Annotated in this window: 15 protein-coding genes; 6 read left to right on the top strand and 9 right to left on the bottom strand. The window is 53.9% G+C overall.

Going from position 1 to position 23,549, the window contains the following annotated elements:
* Nucleotides 1-179: 179 nt before the first annotated feature.
* From VEV40_RS03460 to VEV40_RS03500, 9 genes are all read right to left on the bottom strand, one after another.
* Nucleotides 180-1,595 (bottom strand): UDP-glucose/GDP-mannose dehydrogenase family protein, encoded by a 1,416-nt coding sequence (locus tag VEV40_RS03460; RefSeq protein WP_324830184.1) that lies wholly within the window; start codon nt 1,593-1,595, stop codon nt 180-182.
* A gap of 22 nt (nt 1,596-1,617) precedes the next feature.
* On the bottom strand, nt 1,618-2,946 hold the full coding sequence (locus VEV40_RS03465; RefSeq protein ID WP_324830185.1) for a glycosyltransferase: 1,329 nt from the start codon (nt 2,944-2,946) through the stop codon (nt 1,618-1,620).
* Nucleotides 2,921-4,471 carry a hypothetical protein gene (locus tag VEV40_RS03470; RefSeq protein ID WP_324830186.1) on the bottom strand — a complete coding sequence of 517 codons (1,551 nt, stop codon included), beginning with the start codon at nt 4,469-4,471 and terminating at the stop codon, nt 2,921-2,923. Before VEV40_RS03470 ends, VEV40_RS03465 begins: the two co-directional genes overlap by 26 nt.
* Before the next feature lie 58 nt (nt 4,472-4,529).
* The gene (locus tag VEV40_RS03475; RefSeq protein ID WP_324830187.1) at nt 4,530-5,654 is read right to left on the bottom strand and encodes a hypothetical protein; all 1,125 of its coding nucleotides are present in this window, start codon (nt 5,652-5,654) and stop codon (nt 4,530-4,532) included.
* Between the two features lie 11 nt (nt 5,655-5,665).
* Nucleotides 5,666-7,165: a hypothetical protein gene (locus tag VEV40_RS03480; protein WP_324830189.1), complete on the bottom strand. Its 1,500-nt coding sequence runs from the start codon at nt 7,163-7,165 to the stop codon at nt 5,666-5,668.
* Between the two features lie 100 nt (nt 7,166-7,265).
* A complete protein-coding gene (locus VEV40_RS03485; RefSeq protein WP_324830191.1) occupies nt 7,266-8,210 on the bottom strand; it encodes a polysaccharide biosynthesis/export family protein in 945 nt (314 codons plus the stop codon).
* Nucleotides 8,197-10,446, bottom strand: coding sequence for a GumC family protein (locus VEV40_RS03490; protein WP_324830192.1), 2,250 nt, complete (start codon nt 10,444-10,446; stop codon nt 8,197-8,199). The genes VEV40_RS03485 and VEV40_RS03490 overlap by 14 nt, the downstream gene beginning before the upstream one ends.
* Nucleotides 10,447-10,969: 523 nt before the next feature.
* Nucleotides 10,970-14,287, bottom strand: a complete 3,318-nt coding sequence (locus VEV40_RS03495; protein WP_324830194.1) for an alpha-mannosidase — start codon at nt 14,285-14,287, stop codon at nt 10,970-10,972.
* A gap of 245 nt (nt 14,288-14,532) precedes the next feature.
* Nucleotides 14,533-15,519, bottom strand: coding sequence for an AraC family transcriptional regulator (locus VEV40_RS03500; protein ID WP_324830196.1), 987 nt, complete (start codon nt 15,517-15,519; stop codon nt 14,533-14,535).
* Nucleotides 15,520-15,641: 122 nt separating this feature from the next.
* Between VEV40_RS03500 and VEV40_RS03505 the strand changes: the two genes are divergently transcribed.
* The 6 genes from VEV40_RS03505 to VEV40_RS03530 all read left to right on the top strand — a co-directional run bounded on the left by VEV40_RS03505 (nt 15,642) and on the right by VEV40_RS03530 (nt 23,492).
* The gene (locus VEV40_RS03505; protein WP_324830197.1) at nt 15,642-16,376 is read left to right on the top strand and encodes an SDR family NAD(P)-dependent oxidoreductase; all 735 of its coding nucleotides are present in this window, start codon (nt 15,642-15,644) and stop codon (nt 16,374-16,376) included.
* Between the two features lie 104 nt (nt 16,377-16,480).
* A complete protein-coding gene (locus VEV40_RS03510) occupies nt 16,481-17,317 on the top strand; it encodes a DUF6624 domain-containing protein (RefSeq protein WP_324830198.1) in 837 nt (278 codons plus the stop codon).
* 449 nt (nt 17,318-17,766) lie between these two features.
* Entirely contained in the window at nt 17,767-19,965 is a 2,199-nt protein-coding gene (locus VEV40_RS03515) for a hypothetical protein (protein WP_324830199.1), read from the top strand.
* A complete protein-coding gene (locus VEV40_RS03520; RefSeq protein WP_324830200.1) occupies nt 19,962-21,215 on the top strand; it encodes an ABC transporter permease in 1,254 nt (417 codons plus the stop codon). The genes VEV40_RS03515 and VEV40_RS03520 overlap by 4 nt, the downstream gene beginning before the upstream one ends.
* Nucleotides 21,216-21,388: 173 nt before the next feature.
* Nucleotides 21,389-22,570 (top strand): zinc dependent phospholipase C family protein, encoded by a 1,182-nt coding sequence (locus VEV40_RS03525; protein ID WP_324830202.1) that lies wholly within the window; start codon nt 21,389-21,391, stop codon nt 22,568-22,570.
* 193 nt (nt 22,571-22,763) lie between these two features.
* Nucleotides 22,764-23,492: an ABC transporter ATP-binding protein gene (locus tag VEV40_RS03530; RefSeq protein WP_324830204.1), complete on the top strand. Its 729-nt coding sequence runs from the start codon at nt 22,764-22,766 to the stop codon at nt 23,490-23,492.
* Nucleotides 23,493-23,549 lie beyond the last annotated feature (57 nt).

The following is a 23,549-nucleotide window of genomic DNA, read 5'->3' on the forward strand; positions in this document are numbered from 1 at the left end:
TATGCATGATCTATGGAGCAATAAGAAGTGAAAAAGACAGATGTCACATTCAACCTATCTATCTCATATTATGACTTCTCATCGAATGCCGGTCAAGAAAAGCAAGGTCATATTCTGCGCAAAAGAAACTGCATCAGTTACAAATGTATTGCCGTAGCGAAGCGCCATAGGTCCATCGATCATGGAAGCCTATTTGAGAGGACCGCATTCTTCACCTGCGTAGCGCCGGGTCTCCCTATGCTTAAATAAGTGAAGCCGCGCCGTACCATCATCTCCCGATCAAAGAGGTTGCGGCCGTCGATGACAATTGGGTAGCGCAGAGTGTAATGGAGACGGTCCAGGTCAAGCTCGGCAAACTCCTGCCATTCAGTAAGAACCAAAAGAGCATCGGCGTCGCGTGCTGCTTCATAGGGATCTTTTGCGTAACTCAATGTTCCGGAAGGAGGAAGCACTTGCTTTGTCCGCTCCATGGCTGCGGGATCATAGGCTGAAATAATGCAGCCCTCTTTCAAAAACTGCGCGATAAGATCAATCGCAGGTGACTCGCGAATATCGTCGGTCCCCCCTTTGAAGGCAAGACCCAATACCCCTAGCTTTTTCCCGCGGAAAGTCCAGAGGGCGGAACGGACTTTCTGAAAGAATCGCCGCTTTTGTTCAGAATTGATTTTTTCGACTTCCCTGAGCAACCCGAAATCAACGCCCAGTTGTTCCGCAACATAACGGAACGCAGCAACGTCCTTTGGAAAACATGAACCCCCATAGCCAATCCCCGCCTTAAGAAACTTTGGGCCGATTCTGCCGTCGGTTCCAATGCCCTTGGAAACCTCCTCTACGTCAGCGCCAGCGGCTTCACAAAGAGTGGAAACTACATTAATGAAAGAAATCTTCATCGCGAGAAAAGCGTTTGACGCGTGCTTGATAAGTTCCGCCGCCTTTGTGGACGTTTGAAGCAGCGGAGGTGGGTCGATCGTTGAACGCGATCCGGGCACTGCATCTGCAGACTGGTAATAGCTTCCGGACGTCAGCGGCTCATAGATTGCGCGCAACACGTTACCCGCACGCTCGTTATCCACACCGATCACGATGCGGTCCGCATGGAGAAAATCAGCAACTGCGGTGCCCTCTCTCAGAAATTCCGGATTAGAAGCAACATCGAAAAGCTCGCGCGAAACACCGTTGCGCTCAATTACCCTGCTAATCCACTCATTCGTGTATACAGGAACTGTACTTTTTTCAACAATGAGTTTGTATTCCGTAATTGAGCGCGCGATCTGGCTTGCAACCGCATCCACGTATGAGAGATCAGCACTGCCTGTCTGGCTTTGGGGAGTACCCACGGCAACAATGATTATCTGAGATTTCTGCGTGGCGGCGTGAAGATCCGTTGTGAAGGCAATGGACTTGTTGCGATGGCGCGCCAACAGTTCCGGAAGGTACTCCTCGAAAATCGGCACCTCACCGTCGCTGAGCTGTGACACCTTCGATTCGTCGTTATCCACACAGATGACGTTGTGACCGATCTCTGCAAAGCAGACGGCCGCAACCAGCCCCACGTATCCCGAACCTACAACAGCAATCGTACTTTTTTCACTCATATCATTTCCTGACCAGATGTTTTCACTCCGCAGTACGGTTGTATACTCTTCCGTTTCGCACCAAATCAATCTCGTGCTCAAACATTACACGAATCGCTTTGGCCGTGCCTCTCATAGAGTATCGTCTTACGAAACACTTCGATGCCTTTTGCGACATCTCACTACGTTCATTTTCCGGCATTTCCAACCATTTTGTAAGCAGCCTGTGCGTTCCCTCGGCAGTATCTTCGTCGACAATGCCGGCACCGTCCGCTATTACATCTTCCCAGATATTAACTTTATCGGAAATAAGCACGGGCCTGCCGCATGCCAGAGCTTCCGCCACACCAATGCCGAAGTTTTCCTGATGCGATGGGAGGATGAATGCCTCGGAGGCGTAGATGGCGCCCCACTTTGCACCCTTCTGCAACAACCCGGGCCAGTGGACCCGATCGTCTACTCCCAGGCGTCGTGCTTGCTTTTGAAGAGCCGCTGTCCATCCCACCTGGTCGGGACCTGCCATCACAAGATGCAGGCCACATGCTCTGGATCGGACACGCGAAAATGCGTCGATAAGCAAATCACATCCCTTTTTTTCATGAATGCGCGCCATGAAAAGAAGAAAGGAGTGATTTCGCACGGCTGGACAGGCTGCGAAAAACTCCTCTTTTTGCGCATCAGGATTACCGGTCGGTTGGCTTGTTCCATATGGAACTACGACCCCGTTCCACCGGTTTAACTGAAAGCTCAGCAACGCCTGCTCTTTTTCTGTCTCGGTGGTGAATAGAACAGCCAGAGCATCACGCAAGACCGGATATTGAAAGGGCCGCCAATACAATAACTTCTTCACGTGCTTAAGTGGATATTTCTTTTTAAACCATGGGTCGAGCGCGCCGTGAACAAACACAGCAAAGGGCAATTTGTTGCGGGCTGCCCGCCATGCGGCAAAACAGTGATACTGCCAGATGCCGTTAATCACGAGGGCGTCATAATCCTTGAGATGCTCCTGCAGCCAGGGGAAAAGTCGAGACGAATATCCATAGCCTGACTTCGCCGGTCCCAGAGCATGCGTGACGAACGGAAGTTCGCCCAGGAAAGCTTCACGAGGATCATCCAGCGACGCAACCTCCAGGTGAATGCCTTCCTGGCAGTAGCCCTCGGCGAGTTGCCTCAATCCCTCGGGCGGCCCACCATGTTTGAGGGAGAGCGAATGGATCACGTGCAAAATACGCAGGGGCGAGCGCACCTTGTCGATTCTGCCGGCAACCTGTGTAAGTTCAGCGCTCTCACTCAAACTGTATCCACTCATCTTTGATGCAGAAAAACCCAAACCACAAAGGGTTCTGTCACGGTTGGCCGCATTTTTGAACATGCCCCGGCGTTGTGACTTGAATATCGACGCTGTTGTTCGTCCCTCCAAAAGGAGGGCACAGATTGCTGAAATCTTTGGCTCCGACTGAAGGTGCAACATTGGCGGCGGCTCTCACGTTGGGCGTAGCTCTGAGAGGGGCGGCTTTGGCCCAGTTGTTGAGATTTACTTTGACATTCTTTATCACAATCTGATTGCTCGAAGCATCCCGCGTGCCCCAGATCGGCAATTGTTTTGTGGCTGGAGCCTTATCCGTCAGAGTAACGTTTTCTAATGTTACATGCTGATACGGTGGCTGAACAAAGCGGATGCCAGGGTATTGGTCATTCAGAAAAGAGGAATCGTAAGTACCGGTGATGTTGGATATTGTCAGGTTGCTGCTCGTCAGCAAGTCGAGCAGTCCGTCGGGGCGATAAGAAGTATATCCATCCACAACGCTGTCGATTGCGCCGATCTTAAGCGAATTCGCGTATCCGCTGTGACTGTCGGTAGCTCCCAGGTCGCGCGCTGTGCCGACTCGCTGGCCATAATCAATCACATCCGTTATTCGGATGTTCTGGTTGACGATTCCGCTTTTCGGGTCGTAGTTAAGATAAAACAGGTGAGGGGGAGCAAACCATTTGCCGACTCCACCTACTTTCCCGCCGTCCACACCCTCCAGATCTCCATATCGGTAGGCGCGCACGTGCTGAAAAGTGGTGTTTTGAATTCGCCCTTGCCATCCCATATAATACACATCAAATGTAATGTTCGAAAACGTGAAATTACTCGGGCCTGAGCAATACTGCGCAATAAGGGGCGTCTGGCGCGTAACGCTTTGATTGCTGTTGTAGCCCACTGTAAATGAAAAAACCATTGGAATGAACTGGCTACCTTTAGCATTGGATGGAACGGATATGCTGAAGTTCTGAATCGTCACATCGCGCGCGCGGCCAATGATGTAAAAGACTGATGAGGTATTGGTAGGCCCAGCCCAAGGCGACGACGCGCCAGTAAAATGAATTCCCTTATGCGCCGTGAGCCACTGGGTTATCGCGCCGTCGTTGAAGGCAAAGGACGGCTGGGCGTAGCCATTTGGCTTTTTGATAAAAACGCCATTGTCATAGTAACCTCCAACATTTGGATCCGAAGGCAGCCCGCCCTGATACAGGATGCGCCAGCTGGTCAGACGAATGTTGGCGGCGTTGGCGATAACAAAAGCGGGGACAAAAACATTGTCAACCGTAAACTGGCCGCCCTTTGTGAACTCGACCTTGGTTCCGTCATCAATAAAAATCGGACGGCGGATATCCGTGCCGATGTGGATAAAGACCGGGCAATCCACTACCAGGGTGAAGGCGCTATTCTTTGCCGCATCAAATGCGGCGGCAACTTTGGCGGCATCATCTGTTTTGCCGTCGCAACGGGCCCAGTTGCGTATCGAACGGCTTTGCGAGGCGTTCGTGTTCTGCGCTGCAACAGTTAAGACAAAACCGGGGAAGAAGAGAGAAATGAGGAAACAGCACCAGGTGATTTTCCGTTGAAACATTTTGTTTGCTCCAATCTACTCGCCCCCACCAGTTTAAATTGCTGAATTGTTCTCCAGATCACTGCTGATTGGGGTTTGCCCCACTTTCCCATTGTTGCAGGATCGGATTATGCCATTTGGGTTTCGCCGCTTCTCTTCCCGGCGACAATTTCGTCAACCGGGATTGATCGGGCGACATTTCCCTGTCCTTCATCGACCGGTTTGTTGATTGCCGTCCCGTACGCGACCGAATGGAGAATTCCTGCCCTGACTGCGAAGCGGCTAACATCTTCTCCCGGGATGGTATCTTCTCTCTCCTGGTGGACAAGAAACGAAGAGGCGAAGCCAGGGTGACGTCCGGATTGAGAAAGCTGCGTTGGTCCAGGCCTTCGAAGGGACTATCCGCCACTGTGGTCAAGCCCTGGTCTCCGTACGCAGGCGCTTCAAGCGGGCTCCTGCTATAGTCAGCGGTCTTGTCCGTCGATTGGGCTTGGACGTTGGATCCCACGCCATGGACTGCATCTTTATCTTTCTTTTTCAGGACGAGGCCATTACTTTTAATGGAATCTTTAATGGTGGTTTGGCTTAAATCTGAAGACTGGCCGGGTTGCTGCTGCGTTGTTTCCGTGGGAGCCTGGAGAGAGTTGATTGCCGCCAACGCCGCCATGGAGCCGCCTGCTCTCCAATAGGATTGCGGCGCGGTCGCCTTGGACAGATCGCCGCTCGCGCCCGGCGTCAGTTTTCCCTGCAATGCGGTGGAGAGGGCTGACGCAACACCGAAAGAGAGTGTTGGTATAGTCTGCCCCACTTTCTGGGGTTTTCGGGTGATAACGTCTGTGATGTTGGCAGCGATCACCTGTGGGATGCCAGTAAGAAATGTCGCATCTTTCAGCGTGCTGTCAATCTGGTATGGAGAGCGGCTCAACAGTAACAGATAAAACTGGGTGATTGAGGGGCTCATGGATGTAGCCACGATGCTCGCCCCGATAGCATCGTAAGGCAAAACGCGTTCCTCGGGAGTCAGCAGGTTGTTTGCACCTGGCTCAATTTCCTGAGATGTTGTCGGAGCAACATTTGAATTAAGGCCAGAGCTAAGTGATGGAGATAGTGGTGTGGAAAGCTCCTGCCCATAAATCATTAAAGCCGAAACAGCCCATGCACCAAGCAACAAAAATAATTTATTAACACTTGCCTGTCGACTCATTAATTCGGCCCTCACAAGGTACTGTCACGTTGCCTAACGGTCGACAACGCAGTCAAAGCCTTCTCTGGAATCTGGCGAAATGTAAGCCAACGATACATTTTCATTAAAAGTAGCAATATCAAACACATAAGAGGGATGTATCGAAAGATAAACCCAATGAAACCCGACAGGTCACTTTCCTGGATATGAACAACGTCAATACAAAAGATATAAATGGCTACTATATTTTGATGTAAACTCCATCCAACCTTTTTGAGCACCAGCATGCAAGCTAAGAAAACTAGAAAAGGAACGTAAATTACGCCGTTCATTCCGAACGCCACATAAATCTCGCCTGCAAAAGGTAGCGTTGGGTATGCTCCATGAGATGCATTGGTTAAGCCATCGTGAACCAAAATCATAAATGCGTTTGTGGTTTTTGGTTTATTCGGGTCTACAAATGTTGGTAGTTGTCTGCGTAGAGCAGAAACAACCAAATCGCTCCCCATTGGTTCGCTCGCCTCAGTTGCAGCTATCGCAGGATCTATTTGCTGTACAGAAACGTATCGACCTAAGATAATTTGTGCTTTGTTTCCACCAAAGTAATAGTAATAGCCGCTTGGTTGCCGATCAAGCTCGCCTGTTTTAAATGAAAATTCCTCAGGGCTTAAAATAAGAGGAATCGTATACTCGAAAGCCTGTATTTCTTCGGTCAAGGTCAGGTTCCGCAGGCCCATGTTACGAAATACATGTATTGCCGGAGCGATGGCTGAGGCAAACACAACAACTCCACAAGCCAAACCGATGATATATCGCCAAGGCAAGCTTCCCTTAAAAAAAAGAATTGTTGCAAAAAAGCTAATCCATGGAGCGGCTGTAGTGGTCTTACCATTCCCCAAAATGCCAACGGCTGTTGCTAGAAAAAGCATCGCCACAAGCACACTATCGAAATAGCGGCGGCCCTTACTTCGCGTAAGTACGTAGGATGTCCGAGCGATTATCCCCATGCTCACGAAATCGCCCAAGAATGTTATTCCACCATATTCGACATTGTTGCGAGTGTCCACATATTGATGAAAAAGCAAAACAGCGATTCCAATGGTGAAGCATACCCATGATAGAAAACTTAATACACCTAAATCGGTGATTGGTGTAAAGATAGGCTCCCCTACATTAATCCATGTGGAAATAAGCAAAGCGCAGAGAAATGAAAAGGAACAGATCGCTTCAACTACAAATGAACTAAGTGGAGTATATAAATTTGAGTCTAGCGTCTGTCCGAAGATAGTCTTTGCATAGAGTGCAATTAAGACATTGCCTAAGGTATAAGCCAGGCACCACCACGCAGCTAGGTTATACGCACCCAGCATAGCAAAGCCTAGGAGGCCGGCTGCTATCGAACAAAGCGCAAATGCAAGGACGCCAAACGACACCCCCAGCATGATCTGTACTAAGGCAGACACAATTGCAGCGATTCCCAACACAAATACGATCTTGCGCGTGCTAACTAATGTGATAGAGTTAAATCGCATTTCTCGTCCAGCATGAGTCGGTGAAACCGCAAACTTTGTTTCTTGCCGTTGTACGTTTCATTGTGTCCGATGGCGCGCTTATAGCTACACTCCGGGTGACTTAATGCAAATAGAGCAACAGGCTGCTTGTAAGACTGATGGCCGCCTCTATCCCGCGATATGTCATTGTCTTGCTGACACTCGATGGAACAAAAATAATATCTCCGTCTTGCACGCTCATGTCCGCCTGTGAACCGTAGGCGACATGCTTTAGATCAAGATCGATCTCTTCCCTGCCCTCGGAAGTCTTACGGATAAGTTTGGTCTTGCTCAGGGCGGCTGTCTTGTCCCATCCTCCGGCGAGCGAAAGCGACTGCATCAGAGAGATGGGAGTGTTGTTGTCAATCAGAAATCCGCCTGGTTTCAGCACATCGCCAATCACGTAAACGACGCCGGCCTTCGCCACGACGATGGTATCGCCCGGCAGGATGATGGGATTCTCCTGGGCATACATCGTTGCCGACCCGGACTGCAATGGAATGGTTACAGGGTGCTGCGGATCGTCGCGATGTACAATGGAAACGGTTTTCCCTGCCGTTGTCTGCAGCCCACCGGCGACGGAAAGCATATCGAGTAGACGGCGCGTGCCGAGGGTCGGATAGGCCCCCGGAGTTCTCACTTCGCCCATCACGGTCGCTCCCTGAGAAGCGTATTCAGTGATAAAGACGGTGACGTGTGGTTCAAGAATAAGATGCCGGGAGCGCAGCTCATCTTCGATCTTTCGCGCCGCTTCGATGGTGTTCAGGCCGGCCAGCTTCATCATGCCGAGGACAGGCAGATTTACATCGCCGTCCTGGGTAACACGCACGGAAGTCGTCAACTCCGGCGTGTCAAAAACGACAATGTTCAGAAGATCACCTGCGCCTATAGCGATATTCGGCGCGGCGGAGCGCTGTTGATCTTGTGAAGGCCCGGGTGCCGGCTCCTGAGAAAACGCGCATTGCCCAAACGCAGTCAAAACGGCAAGCATAACTACGAAGAGAACCTGAGTCTTACTTTTCGTCATTCGTCGCCCCGTAGCCTGCTCCATAGCTCTTGTTGTAGTCGTAGTCGTAGCGCTTCGAATAGGTGTAGTAATTTTCCAGCCGCAGGTCGACGTCGTTGACCAGCGTTCCCAGGACTCTTGCGTTGGCGCGCTTCAGCAAGTCGCGTACGCGGGAGAGCGCTTTTTTACGAGTGATGCCGGACCGCACCAGGATAAAGACCGAGTCCACCAGCGGCGCAAGGCTCAGAGTGTCTGCGACGGCAAGCACAGGCGAGGTATCGAAAATGACGTGGTCGTATTCGAGCCGCCACTGCAGAAGCAGGTCTTCCATGCTCCGTGATGCAAGCATCTCGCCGGGGTTGGGAGCAATGGGGCCGCGGGTGATGACAGTCAGGTTGGGAAGGTCGGGCAATGGCTGCTCATATGCCTCGCTGCCGGACTCGCGAGAGAGCAGTGTGGACAGGCCCGCCCGGTTGGAGGTCTTAAATTTGAGATGCAGCGTGCCCCTGCGCAGATCGGCGTCCACCAGCAGCACCCGCGCCGAACGGCGGGCGAAAGATATGGCGAGGTTGGCTGCGCAGGTTGATTTGCCTTCCGCGGCAAAACTGCTGGTGAGCAGGATGAGCCGTGGCTCCCGGTCGACAGCCGATAGCAGGAGCGATGAGCGGAGCGTCCGAAAGCCCTCGGCAATGATCGATTGCGGGTCGGTATAGGAGAGGAGGTCAGGCGAAACCCTGGAGTTGCGCTCTTTCTCGATGGCAGTGGATTCCGCTGCGGCTGTACCAATCTTCTTGAGAACATCAAAGTGCGGAATAACCGCGAGCGCAGGCAGACCGGTGATAGCTTCGGCATCATCGGAGGTACGGATGGTATCGTCAAGCGACTCAAGAAAGAGCGCGGCGATGATGCCAATCAATAGGCCGCCTGCCAGGCCAAGGAGCAGGTCACGGCGTTTTCTTGGCGCAACCGGCAACGCCGGAATCGCCGCCCTGTCAACCACGTCAATGTCGTTTGAATTCAACCCCGCCGTGATGCCGGCCTCTTTCAGCTTCGTTTGCAGCGCATCGTACAGGTCGGATGCCGATTCGGCTCCGTGCTTCAGGATTTCGAATTCGGCAGTGGACTCATTGGCGCGATAGGCCTCTGATTTGATCTGCTCCAGGCGGTCACGCAGCAGGTTTTCCGTCTTAACCGAGGCGTTATATTCCTCTTCGAAACGGTTCGTCAGGTTGTTGATTTCCGTATCGATGCTGGATTGCACATCGGTGAGCTGTTTTTCGGCTTCTTTCACCTTCGGCCAGTTTGGCCCGTACTTCGATTTCAGCTGCGCGTATTGCACCATCAATTCACTTTGCTGCTCGCGCAGAGAGGTCAGCGTCGTACCTGGGGCAACCGAGACGAGCAGCTCAGGATTTCTGGTCTGAGCCAGCCTGTAGCGGGCTTCTTTTACGATGCGATCAGCCTGCGCCTCCGCAAGCTGTTGGTTTACAGTCTGCAGGCTGTCGGTAACTAGCGTTTGGCCATCTGCGTTGAGGCCAATAAGATTGTTTGCCTTCTGATACTGCGCTACCTGCTGCTGCGAGTCTTCCACCTGCTTTTTCAAGGCGCTCAACTGTTGCGACAGCCAGTTCGAGATGCGGTTTGTGCCCTCGAAGCGTGCGCGCAGGTCGCGCTCCATATACGCATCCAAAACCGCATTTGTAATGGTTGTCGCTACTTTTGGGTCAGGGTTCGTGAAGCGGATTTCCACCAGATTCGTACCCGGAACAAGCATGATCTTCAGATTTCCGGCGAACATGTCCAGTAAGGCGGTGCGCTGGGCAGGGGTAAGGTGTCCGTTATAGGGAGATCCTTTGAACGCCTGTGAAAACGGCTCCTTATGGTACAGGTCGAGCGTATTGATCACATCCAGCGCGACTGTGTTGCTGCGCATGATCGATACCTCAGTTTGCAACCGTTCCGATGTCGCGTCTTCGCCGGTGAGGTTCTGCTCGATTAGATCGTTGATGCCGATGTTGGTGGAGCGGCCCAGATCGATGTCGACCTGCGCTACGGCTTCATAGAGTGGCACCGTCAAAAACGCAAAATAGCTGGCCACGAGAAGACCAACAAGGACGCAGCCAAGAATGACCCATTTCCGCTTGATGATGATTTTGCGGACATCGCCCGGAGTCAGGACGGAATGTTCCAACGTGCCGCTTACAGGGGGTGCCAGAGGCAATTCCGGCCGTTGCGGCGTAATCGCTTGTCCTTGCATTCCTGGTATAAGCTCCTTCTTTCCCTCAAACTTTACTTTGTGTCTTCCATCAGTCAGTGGCAGGAGTGAATTTCTCCCGACGATTCTTGCCTTGCGAATGAGGGCTTAGATGCACTTCCGGCATCTGATATGTACGAATTCTTCAATGCTTAACGGAGTAAAGAGTCGTTCTGAACTCATCCGTCTCACATCCTACTTCAGTAAGCTGGCCAAATATCTTAGCCTGAGTCAAACAGCTTGTGACCTCTGCATTTCCGTCAAATCTCCTCGTTGTGCATGCGCCCTTGATTGTCCGGAATCAGAGAGAGTGATCTAGCATTTTGCGGAAATGTAGAATCCGCAGCTTTGGACAGATTGGACTGTCAACAGTTGCGCCATCAGGGCTCAAGCCGTCACACTCTTCCAAGATACCGGAGCGAGCAGGGCCGGTCAACGAAAAGCGCCGAGTCAGTGAATGGGAAGCAGCTAGAAAAATGGCCGGAGTCCCTGTCGACTCCGGCCCTGAATCCAGCGAACTTGAGATTTAGCTGCCGTGCGAGTAATCCAGGCGGACTGCAAGGATTTCATATGGGTGAATTGGAACCGTCACATGGTCGCCAGTGACGGTCAGAGGGGAACCCTCCGGCTTTTCCATCAGATTAGTTTCCGTGGCTGCCGTCGCTCCCGGCGGAACAGCGATTTCGACGTTCGCCTGTTTCCCTGCCCATTCGTACATGTGCAGAATCAGCGAATCACTGTCCTCCGCCTTCTTCATGGCCGTCAGCACCACATTTTCTGGCTTAACAGTCAGGAAGGAGTGCTCCAGCGGCAGAGTTCCATTGTGAGCTTCTACCTGAACGGCCCTCAGCCGATAGTTGTATTCGTAGCCATGACGGACAGTTAACGCCTGCTTCCAGTCTCCGGCGTGAGGATACAGTGCGAAGGTGAAGTGCTGATGACCGCGATCCGCAACAGGATCGGGCCATGTCGGCGAACGCAGCAGTGAGAGCCGCAGAACGCTGCCGGCATCGTCGTAGCCATACTTTGAGTTGTTGATGAGACTGAAGCCGTGCTGGCTGTCGCTCAGGTCGGCCCAGCGCAGCGCCGGAACTTCAAACTGCGCCTTGTCCCAGCTGTTGTTGCGGGTGGTCGGACGTTCAATACTACCGTACGGAATTTCATAGGTGGCCTTGTCGTTCTTGACCGCCAGCGGGAAGGCCGCCTTCAGCAGGATGTGGTCCTCATGCCAGTCGATGTCGTTGACAACGTTGACCTCATCCGAATTGGCCGCAAGCTGGATTTCCTGCACAAACTTCGACTTCGACCAGTGGCGCGTGATCTTGATCGAAGCGCGCGCCGGGCCTTTTTCGACCAGCTCGACTGAATCAGCGTCGGTCAGCTTTGTCGGAGGAACATCCAGCGTGCCGGGATCAATGTTCCATGCGTCGTAGTCCTTCGGTGTGTCCTTGAACGCTTGCAGTTCATTGCCGCAGGCGCCCTGGGAGAGCGTCTCGAAGTTCGTCTTCTTGTCAAATAGGCTGGTGATGCAGCCTGTGGTCTTGTCCACGGTGACGCGAAGATCAGCGTTTTCCAGCGTCAGTCCGTTCACCTTCAGGTCGCTGGTGAATGGCCTGTCACTGGGAACCACATGCAGCACTTCATAGCCCATTGACGGAACATTCTTCGCATCGACAAGCAGTTTGAACGAATTTGTCTTTTCGTCTTTGGAAAGCTGAACAGCAGGCAGAACATGACCCACCGGGTCGAGGACTGAGACGCCGTTCGACGCGGCATTCGGCATCTGTACCGACACTTCAGCCCAGCCGGAACGTTCCCATGCCAGCGGATTGAAGACCAGCACTGGAACTTCATTCGCGCCCTTGACTGCGGATGCCGTGTTGATTCGCGCAGAGATGGTCTTCAGGGAATCCTGCGAAATCTTGTCTGTCTCCAGATGGGTCTTGTCGAATTGCTCCTGCGCTTCCTTGTAGATGATGCCGATACCAGAACCGGCCGCCAAATCGTGGAAGTCATTAAACGTGATCGTCCTCCATGCATCGGTCAGCTGATCATTGGGATAGGACTTGCCGTCGAGCCATGCCAGCGAGGCATACTTTTCGGCGTTGAGTGCCCATTCCTCGCTATTGCGCATGTTCCACTTGTGATGGGCCTGCGTGGTCATCACTCCGCGGTGGTACTCGAAGTACATTTCGGTCTTCCAGGTCGGAATGGCAATCTGACCCGCGGACGGCGTGGGCGGCTCCTTATAGCCGTTCATGATCGAGAAGTAATCCCATGTCGGCGACTCAGGCGCAATTTCCTTCTCGACGGTGCTGAAGAAGCTCTGCGCCGTCCCAAATTTGTAGCTTGGGACGATCTTGTCCGGCTGCGACCAGTGGTCACCTTCGTCCAGCACTGCGCGAGTCGGACCGCCGCCGTGATCGCCGATGCCGTAGAGGTCCATCATCTCGGTCATGCCGGGTGAAAACTTGCGGGCTGACGCCAGATCATACGACAGGCGGACCGGATTCAGATTGTTGTTCGCGTAATCATGCGGGAAATAGGTCAGCACCTTGCTACCGTCCGGCGACTCCCACCAGAAGAGCTTGAATGGAAGCTGGTTGGTGTCATTCCAAGCCATCTTCTGCGTCACGAAATAATCGATGCCGGACTTCTTGTAAATCTGCGGCAACTGCCAGTTGTAACCGAATGAATCGGGGTTCCAGCCAATCCGGACATCGACGCCGTATTCCTGCTGGTAAAACCGCTTGCCCAGCAGAATCGAACGCGCAGTCGCCTCGCCGGAAGGCATGTTCAGGTCAGGCTCAACCCACATGCCACCCACCACTTCCCAGCGGCCTTCCTTGATGCGCTTCTTGATCTCGTCGTTTATCTCCGGATACTTGGTCGCCATCCAGTAGTTGTATGCAGCGGCGGACTGCGTATAGGTGTAGTTTGGATACTCGTTCATCAACTGCAATGCGGTCGAGAAGGTGCGCTTGACCACGTCAACAGTCTCCGTCCAGGGCCAGAGCCATGCGGCGTCAATGTGCGAGTTACCGGTGAGGTGGAATGTGCCCTGCTGCAGAAGCGGTTTAAGCGCTTCGAGCTCACTGGATGCCTGTTTGAGAGAGGCGTCAAACTTCGTCTGGTCGGCCGCATCAAGGGCCTTCAAGTCAACCGTCTCGATGGATTTCTCCAGCGTCGCTTCGTCGGCTTGCGGGTTCTTCGACAGGCTGGGAACAAGCAGCGTGGCTGAGAGGAATTCCTTGCGCAGATCATCCGGATTCGGGCGGCTCTCAGAAAAATCAATATTAAATTCCGCATTGCGGAAGCGCTTCCGATCGACAGTCTGCATCAGCTTGACAGCGATGAGGACTTTGTCACCCGGTTTTGCATGATCGAACACTACAATCGGCTCTAGATCATCACCCAGGGCCACGCGGCTGCCATTGAAGTAGATGATCTGGGGCATCGGCCCATTTGCTTCGGCTGAGAAGCGGAACCAGATGCGGGTTCCGGTCAGATCATATCCGTCAAGCGTTTTGGGCACTTCGACCCAGCAGCGAAACCATGCGGCGTCGCCCGACGCCGTGAAACCAGGCTTCACCGTCTGCCAGCTCGAATCGTCAAGGCTGGTGCTTTCGCCGTGCGGCACGTCGCCGGCATGGAAGCGCCACTCACCCGCGGGCAGGTGGTCCAGCTCGCCAAGCCGCTGCACAACCTGTTGCGCATCACTGGGCATCGATTTAACAATCTGTGCCGTTTCCCGCGCATTTTGCGCATGCACAACAGACGAAAATAACAACGCGGCGGCGCAAATCGTTCCAACTGCCACACCGCGACCCAATCCAGTCTTCACCTGCAATCTCCTAGCTCTTGATTCCCGCGTTACCGTAGCAGAAGCCTGTCTGAGAACAACGGGGAGAGACGGTCGGATTATATCCTTAAAAAACGAAAAGTGGAAACGATTCCATTTTTAAGGCCGGTGGTCGGCTACCAAACAGCCATTTACGCCCAAGCAGTGAAGACTCAATCGATCTGAGCGACTCAATGAGCGACCTGCTCTGAATGCAACAGTCCCGGCGGCCATGGGACGGAAATCCCTCAAAAAGCTTCCGCCATTCCGGCATTATCCCGGTCTTCAAAACCACGTTTGAGGTATTCGCCAGGGCTGGCCCCGACAACTCGCTTGAACGCCTTACTGAACGCAGCGTCGGACTCGTAACCGACCGACCGAGCGACCTCTATGAGCTTTTTGTCACGCTGTTCGAGTAACTGCATCGCCTTCTGCATCCGCCACTCGGTTACATACTCTAGTGGTGTTTGTTCGAGTAGCTCTTTAAAACGCGCTGCGAATGCGGAGCGAGACATAGCAGCCGTTTCTGCCAGGGACTCGACCGTCCAGCGTATATCCACACTGTCGTGAATGGCACTCAGGGCAATGCCTATTTGAGGATCGAAAATCGCACGAAGCCATCCTTTGTTGCGCCATCCTACTCCCGACGCGATATGCGCCCGGAGTGCCTGGATAAACAGAACCTCGCCCAGCCGAGTCGCGACTACTTCAGATCCCGGCGCCTGTTCTGCCATTTCTGACGCCAGCGCCTGCATTGTGTTGTGAAGAGCAAGCGTGTGGGCCTGATCGGCTTTAATCAAAATGAAGCTCGGCAATAACTGAGTGATCGGCTTCAGGCTGGCGCGATCGAAACTCAAGGACCCACAGACGATTGTCGTCGGCGCGCCACCACCTCCATAATGAGCTACATTGCTGCCATCCCTGGCCGCGACCTCGCGGAAACTTCTCTTCGGACGTGTTCGCAGGCTGTCGCGCATAACAAACGAAGTCCCCCGGGCCAACAAAATGCAATCACCGCCGGTTAGAGGAATCGGCTCCGGAATCCCTTCCACACTCAGCCAGCAGTTGCCGCGCGAAAGCATGGCGAAGTGCGCCAAATCTGTGGGTGAAATCTTTTTGCCTCTTTTTTCGGTCTGACCCTCCTGTATCAAGCCCCACGGGGCAGTGGCTTCGAGCCTGTGCTGACCGAAAGCGGTTACGTGCATCGTTCTGAAGATGTCTGTCATCGGGTCCAACTCAGCCTCCATCTTTTTGGACGAATAGACAAAAGATTAGGACTCCCGAGCAGTTCTCGTCCACTGCTAGGGGAATCTACTCCTCTGTACGGAATGCTACACATCTACCGAAGGGAGCAGTTATGGGAAAGCTTGAGGGTAAAGTTGCGGTCATCACGGGTGGATCGAGCGGCATGGCGCTCGCGAGCGCCATGCGGTTCGTTGAAGAAGGCGCCTACGTTTTCATCACGGGCCGGAGGCAGCAGGCGCTTGATGAGGCCGTCAAATTGATTGGCCGGAACGTGACCGGCGTGCGCGGCGACGCGGCCAATCTCGACGACCTCGACCGCCTGTTCGATACGGTCAAGCGGGAAAAGGACAAGATCGACGTCCTGTACGCGAGCGCTGGCTGGGGCGAGGCAGCCAAACTCGGCGAGATTGCCGAGCAGCACTTCGATACGATCTTCGGCCTGAACGTGCGCGGCACGCTGTTTGCGGTTCAGAAGGCGTTGCCGCTGTTCAACGATGGCGGATCGATTTTCATGACCGGGTCAGTTGCTTCGGTGAAAGGTTTTCCTGGTTTCGGCGCGTATTCGGCGAGCAAGGCGGCGTTGCGCTCATTCGCACGCACTTGGCTCAACGAACTGAAGGGCAGGAATATCCGGGTGAACGTGCTGAGCCCGGGACCGATCGCCACACCGATGCAGGACCAGGTTCTCAACGAGGAGGCGAAGCAGATGTTCGAATCCCTGATCCCGCGGGGAAAGATGGGTCGTCCTGAGGAAATTGCGACGGCCGCGCTGTTTCTTGCTTCGGACGATTCTAGCTTCGTGAATGGGGTGGAGTTGTCCGTCGACGGCGGTATGTCGGCTATCTGAATCGGCGGATCTCGGTGAGTGCATAACCCAATGCACTCATCGAAACCAGCTCGAGGCCTGAAATCGACAATTGAGATAAGTTGTATACCCGAAAGGTGATAGGGATGGTTAAATTTATAGCGAACAAGACACTCACCCTTTTGCTGCTTGCAGCGCTGGCGATCGCTTCAGCCAGTGCGCTTGCGCCTGTAAGAGCTAGGCAGGCATCGCCGTCTGTACCGTCCACTTCCAAGGCAGGCCAAAACGAAGTGCTCGCCCGGGAAATTGTCCGATTGTTCAATGAAGACCAAGCGCTTTTGGCGGAGCTCCAAAACGCTAAGAAAAATCCTGCATTTCAGCAGACCCTTGAGTCCTATGTCGATCGTTCTAAAGTGAAAAAATATAATCCCAATTTCTACGATTCGGTGGTTTATGCACTTTGGGCCCAGGTGCCTGATGCTCCCGAGATTGTTCGGCGCTATGTCAAGTTCCGCAAGGCTACGGATGCGCGCGTCCAGTCGATCGTCGCAGAAAATGGCTGGCCACAGAGGGCCGCCGTAGGTGATGAAGCCGCGGCGGATTTCTTCTTTCTCTTCGGACACGCCGATGGCGACAACGTCTGGAGAATGACTCAACTCGCGACTCTCAAAAGAGTTTTCCGGGAAGATCATGTCAACCCCCGGCTCTATGCCCACCTATGCGACCGCCTTGCCAACGTGGCTGGCGAGCCCCAGATTTACGGCTCTGTCATGGGACCGGGCGATATCCCGGGCAGCGCAAAGCTTTACTGGCCGCTGATTGATAACATGGCGGCCGCGGACAAACGTAGAGCTCAGATTGGTCTGCCCTCTATTGAAAGCGACCTTGAAAAATTCCGCCAGGGTGCCGAGATCGGCCCGTATATGACACCAATTGAGAAGGGTAAGGGTTGGAGTATAGCTGACGTTTACATGACACCCTAGTGTGCATCGTTACCTATTCCTTCACCAAACCGATCGGATCTGCCTAGTTTGTGGAATCAACTCACTTGAATGGCATGCGCCTCGAACATTTTCTCTCCGACATCAAGCGACAGAACTAGCACCAATGTGGACGAACAGTTTGCCGACTTCCTCTCTAAAGATATTCACCCGCTACTGAAGGGCTTTATCATCCCTCATCAAGGCTCGATAGCGCCGTCGTGAAACACAGGTAACTATAAACGCGCTTCAATCCATCGATCTACCTTCACAGCTTCTCAATGAGCGCATTATCCCGATGCGCTTATCGTGAGCTAAGAATCACATGACCGATTAAAGTCGACAGCATTTCGCATCCTGCAAACGGAAAATACTGCCCTGCTTGACTCGACTTATCCACGCCCCATCATCTGTGCAGCAGGAGCGGGCTATTTAGTAGACTCAACATCAGCATGATCCGCCGCCTATCCGCCACTCTAGTCTTCTGCTGCCTGTCTGCTTCCCTTGCAGCCGCCCAAGGCACGCGCCTCTGGACGCAGCAGCGCTTTGATGAATTTGAAAAAGGCACGCCGAAGGGCGTGGCCGTTCGCAGTGACGGAATGTTGGAGCCAGGCCCGGAGAGCAAGCAGATTGCGGTCACGCCTTCCACCTATGTCTGGGCAATTGCGGCTGACAGCGCGGGCAATGCTTATGTGGCTACCGGTTCTCCGGCAACGGTGCTGCGCATTACATCGGATGGCAAGAGCACCAAGCTGTTTTCCAGCAAAGATCTCACCGTGCAGGCTGTCTGCGTGGCGAAGGACGGCTCTGTTTATGCAGCTACCCTGCCCTCAGGCAAGGTCTACAAGATTCCCCCAGGAGCCACAGATCTGGATGAGACCAAAGCCGAGGTGGTCTTCGATCCCGCGCAGACAACGGAAAAACCGAAATACATCTGGGACCTGGCGTTCGACAGCGAGGGACGTTTGTACATCGCCACAGGCGGGCCGGCGGCGGTCTACAGGCTTGAAGTTGCAAAAGCCGGGGCCAAGCCATCCCTGTTCTTCAGGAGTGATGAGCAGCACATTCGTACCATTGCTTTTGACAAAGCGGGAAACCTGATTGCCGGTTCGGATGGAAGCGGCCTTATCTATCGCGTGGACGGCAGTGGCAAAGGATACGTCCTCTACGACGCGCCCAAGCGCGAGATTACTTCGGTCGCGATTGCAGGCAACGGCACGGTCTATGCGTCGGCCGTCGGCAGCAAGGGACAGACTACGCTGCCTCCTTTGCCGGTACAGGGCATTCCTGCTGTGTCCGCTACGATTACGCTTGTCCAACCCGGTTCAGTCCAGGCATTCAATGGCAACACGGTGATTCCCGACGGCTCTGAGGTCTATGCGATTCCACCGCAGGGCGCGCCACACAAAATCTGGTCGGATCACGATGACATCGTCTACGCCTTGCACTGGACGCCACAGGGTCTGCTGGCCGCCTCGGGTAATCGCGGACGCATTTACCGGATTCATGACGATAGCCAGTATGCCGACATTGCCCATCTTGAAGCGTCGCAGGCGGTAGGATTTGCCGACTCACCGCAAGGGCTGTATGTCGGCACGGCAAATACCGGCAAAGTCTATCTCTTGAGTCACTCCGAAGCTGCGGAAGGAACTTACCTGAGCGACGTTTTTGATGCAGGCGTCTTCTCGCGCTGGGGCCGCGCTGAAGTCGATTCAGCTTCGCAGAACTACGAACTCTACGCGCGAGCGGGCAATATTGAAAATCCGGAGCGGGCGTGGAGCGATTGGAAAAAAGTCACGCCCAACAGCGGACCAATCGGCCTCGACATGTCGCGTTTCGTACAGTGGAAGGTCGTCCTGCATCCGGGTGCGATAGTGGGCGCGGTTGGTATCAATTATCTCCCTGTAAATGTCGCTCCAACAATTGACGAGATGGTAGTAGTGCCGGGAGCGCGGGCGAACGCCCCTCCCGTTCAGGGCCAGCAGCAACAATCCGTACCGATCAACTTCACTACGCCGGCAAATACCGGCTTGCAGTTCAACGCCGAGGCGGGACGCGAGTCCATGTCGGGCATCAAGGACAAGTCGGCGGTAACGGCGCGCTGGGCCGCCCGTGACGAGAACGGCGACGAATTGGTTTACAGCTTGTATTATCGCGGCGAAGGCGAGACTAACTGGCAGTTGCTGAAAAGAAAGATCAAGGAGCGCTATTACACATTTGACGCAACCGCGCTTCCCGATGGAGCGTACCGGCTCAAGGTCATTGCGAGCGATGCGCCATCGCACAATCCGGGCGAGGCGCTTACAGCCGAGCGCATCAGCGACCGCTTCCTGATCGATACCACGCCACCTGTCCTTTCCGACATGGCAGCTCGCATGGAGAGCGGAAGAATTCACGTCACTCTGACCGCGACCGACAGTGCCACGCCCATCGGCCACGCAGAATATTCCATCGATGCCGGGCCGTGGCAGTATGTGGAGCCTGTAGGCAAGCTGTCTGATTCGCTGACCGAGCATTATGACTTTACGGCGTCATTGACACCGTCACAACCGGGCGTGCCAGCCCCGTCGGACCCTGCTGAACATGTGATTACGGTCCGCGTCTATGACCGCTATGAAAATGCGGTGGCGACAAAGGCAGTCGTCCGGTGAAGTTTGAGCTTTTTGTCGCGGCACGTTATCTGCGCGCTAAACGGCGACAGGCTGTGGTTGGTGTCATCACTGCAATTTCCGTAGCCGGAGTCGCGATTGGCGTAGCTTCACTCATCATCGCGCTGGCCATTACCAATGGCATGAGCCGGGACCTGCGCGAGCGGCTGCTCAGTTCGACCGCGCACGTCGACCTCATGCGGATACAGAGCGATGGCATCCACAACTGGCGCGAGCTTACTGATCGTTTGCGACATTTGCCGCACGTGGCTGCCGCCGCGCCCGGACTGTATGAACAGGTGCTGGTATCGCGCGGCGCGCTTTCCGGCGGCGCAGAGCTGAAGGGCGTTATTCCGTTGGAAGAGCGCACGGTCAGCGACCTGCTCTCGAATATCACTGAGGGCAGCGCCTCAGCGCTCTCGCAATCGGAAAATTCATCTCCTGATGACGCCAACCGCGCCACTCCCCCGCTGGTCATCGGCTATGATCTGGCAAACTCGCTGGACGCCAAAGTCGGCGATACGGTCATCGTAACCAGCCCGCAGGGTGAGCTGACTCCTTATGGTCTCGTACCGAAATACCAGCGCTTTCAGATTGCGGGCATTTTCCATTCCGGCTTCTACCAATACGATTCGAGCTACGGATTTATTCGCCTGAGCGATGCGCAGCGCCTCTTCGGGGAGCCGGACGTGATTTCGGTGATTTCGTTCAAGGTAGACGACCTCTATCACGCTGACCGTATCGGCAAGGAGATTGAAGAGGCTGCCGGGCCAGGGTTTGAAACGACGAACTGGATGGAGCAGAATCGCGAGCTTTTCCGCGCGCTCAAGCTGGAGCAGATCGTCACCTTCATCGTGATCGGCTTGATCGTCTGCGTCGCCGCGCTGAACATCCTCATCGCGCTCACAATGATGGTCATGGAAAAGACGAAAGACATTGCTGTGCTGATGTCAATGGGTGTGCAGCCGGGGCAGGTTCGCCGCATTTTCCTGATGCAGGGATTTCTTATCAGTATTCTCGGAACGGCTCTGGGTCTCGTCCTGGGTAACGTGCTCGCATGGGCCGGAGGGCACTACCGCTTCATTCACCTCTCGGCCGATGTTTATTCCATTGACTACCTGCCCTTTGCACCGCGTCTGCTCTATAGCGTCATTGTTGCGGTTGTATCGCTTGGAGTGTCGCTGCTGGCGACGTTGTACCCGTCCAGTTCTGCCGCCCGAGTGCTACCGGCAGAAGCGCTGCGGTACGAGTAGGAGCAACCCGCTGCGTCGCGTCAGCCTCGTATAAGCGAATGCCTGTACGATGCAGAAGTTTCTTACGAAGCCCTTTCAACTCACTCATCTGTGAATTCTTAATCTGGCTGTTGGTCGCTGTACCTCCGTCTGGCTTTGCTTATTCCGTGCTGACACATCAACAGATAATTGATTTGTCCTGGGAGCCGTCGATCAAGCCGCTGCTTCTGGCGCGTTACCCCAACACAACAGCGGAGCAACTGCTTGTGGCGCAGTCTTATGCCTATGGGGGATGCGCAATTCAAGATGCCGGCTACTATCCTTTCGCGAATACGTTCTTCAGCAATCTCACGCACTACGTCAGGACCGGGGATTTTGTTGCCAGCCTGATTCGCAATGCTCGAAATGTGGATGAACTGGCTTTCGCCCTGGGCGCTCTGTCGCACTATATCGGCGACAGCATCGGCCACCATGATGCGGTTAATCCCGCGACTGCGATTGAATTTCCCAAGCTGGCCTTACAGTATGGACACTCCATTACCTACGATGAGAGCCCCCATGGCCACGTCCGGACGGAGTTTGCGTTCGATATCGACCAGCTCACAAAGCACCATTTTGCGCCGTCAGCTTATCTGAACCACGTTGGCCTGAGAGTTTCAGGCGATCTGCTGGAGCGCGCATTCTTTGAGACTTATGGGCTGCACCTCAATGAAGTGCTGGGGAAGAGGCGGCGCAGGGCAGCTATAGGCTCTTACCGGAATTCGGTACGCAGTTTTCTGCCGGATTTCGCGCACGCAGAAGGGCTGATTCATCAGCACGACTTCCCTGCCGATCCTCCTAACGACGAGGCGCAAAAGTTCGATCAGAGGCTGCAGCAGGCCGATTATAAAGGCTGGCAAAATACGCGCAAAAAAGCAGGGTTTAAGACGCATTTATTGGCTTTTCTGATCATTATTACGCCGAAAATTGGCCCCGCTTCCGATCTGTCCATAAAAATCCCGACCGAACAGACTGAAAGCAAATACATGGCCAGCGTGAGCAGATCACTAAACGCTTATGAAGACCTGCTGAATCGCCTGCACCAGTTCCCTGCAGAAAATCCTGAAATCACAATGAAGCTGGATAATCGCGACCTTGACACGGGGTATGTCGTCCAGCCGGGCGGATATCCGCGAACCGACAAGACCTATGCAAAACTGCTGGCCCTGATTACAACCAGTACAGGGCCAGCCCCTTCCGGACTGAAACGGGACATTCTCGCTTATTATTCCGACCCAAAATCCCCCATCATCACCAAAAGGAACGCGAAAGCCTGGAAAAAAGTGCAGGACGAGTTGGCTGTCCTTCAGAACAAGCCTGTGGTTCCGATGAAATAAGACGATGGGCAGATTTCTGGCGAAATGTTCGACGGATGATCTGCAACTATTTGTTGTGCAAGACAGCTCCCGTTGCACTTTGGTGCACTTGAGTTGAGAAACAGGCGAGACGGCGCTTTCTTTTTGGTGTCCAACAATGTTAGAGGTAAGTATGGGAGTCTTCTCCACCGCTTCCGGCCCTGTTTCCGGCAAGATGGCGCTTTCCGGCCTGAGTCGTTCCGGCGAAAATCTGCATCCATTAGTGCAGGTGAAGAACCTGCGCAAGGAGTATTTGACCGGGCGCGGGAAGTTGGTGTTGTTTGAAAGACTCAGTTTTGAGGTCGCGCCAGGCGATCTGCTGGCAATCGTAGGCCAGTCAGGGGCGGGAAAGAGCACACTTTTACACATCCTCGGTGCTCTTGATACGCCCTCTGAGGGTGACGTATACTGCGCCTCAATTCCTTTGAAAAACCTTTCAACCAAGCAGGCCGCCACCTTCCGCAACCGGGAGATCGGTTATGTGTGGCAGTTTCACTATTTGCTGCCGGAATTTACGGCCTTGGAGAACGTAGCCATGCCTCTGCTGGCAAGGGGTGAATCAAAAGAAGCTGCAACGAAGAGCGCGCAGCGATGGCTCGAAGAAGTGGAATTGGGTGACAGAACCGAACATCAGGCTGGCGAATTATCCGGCGGCGAACAGCAACGGGTGTCACTGGCGCGCGCATTAGTAACTCAACCGAGGTTACTGCTGGCTGATGAGCCTACGGGCGATTTGGACAGCGGTACAGCGGATTTGGTTTTCAGCTTGATTGAACGACTGCATCAAGGGCATCATTTGACATCGGTGATTGTGACGCACAATATGACGCTGGCACGACGATGTAAGCGCGTCATGCGGCTGGAAAAAGGCCGCATTGAAGAACTGAATCCGCAGGCGGTCTAGGCGGATTGGCAAGACCGGAGGAATGGCGACAGTCTCTCCGGAAAAAGCGGGGTCCCC

The organism is Alloacidobacterium sp. (assembly GCF_035631355.1).
In the GTDB taxonomy this organism is placed as follows: domain Bacteria; phylum Acidobacteriota; class Terriglobia; order Terriglobales; family Acidobacteriaceae; genus Alloacidobacterium.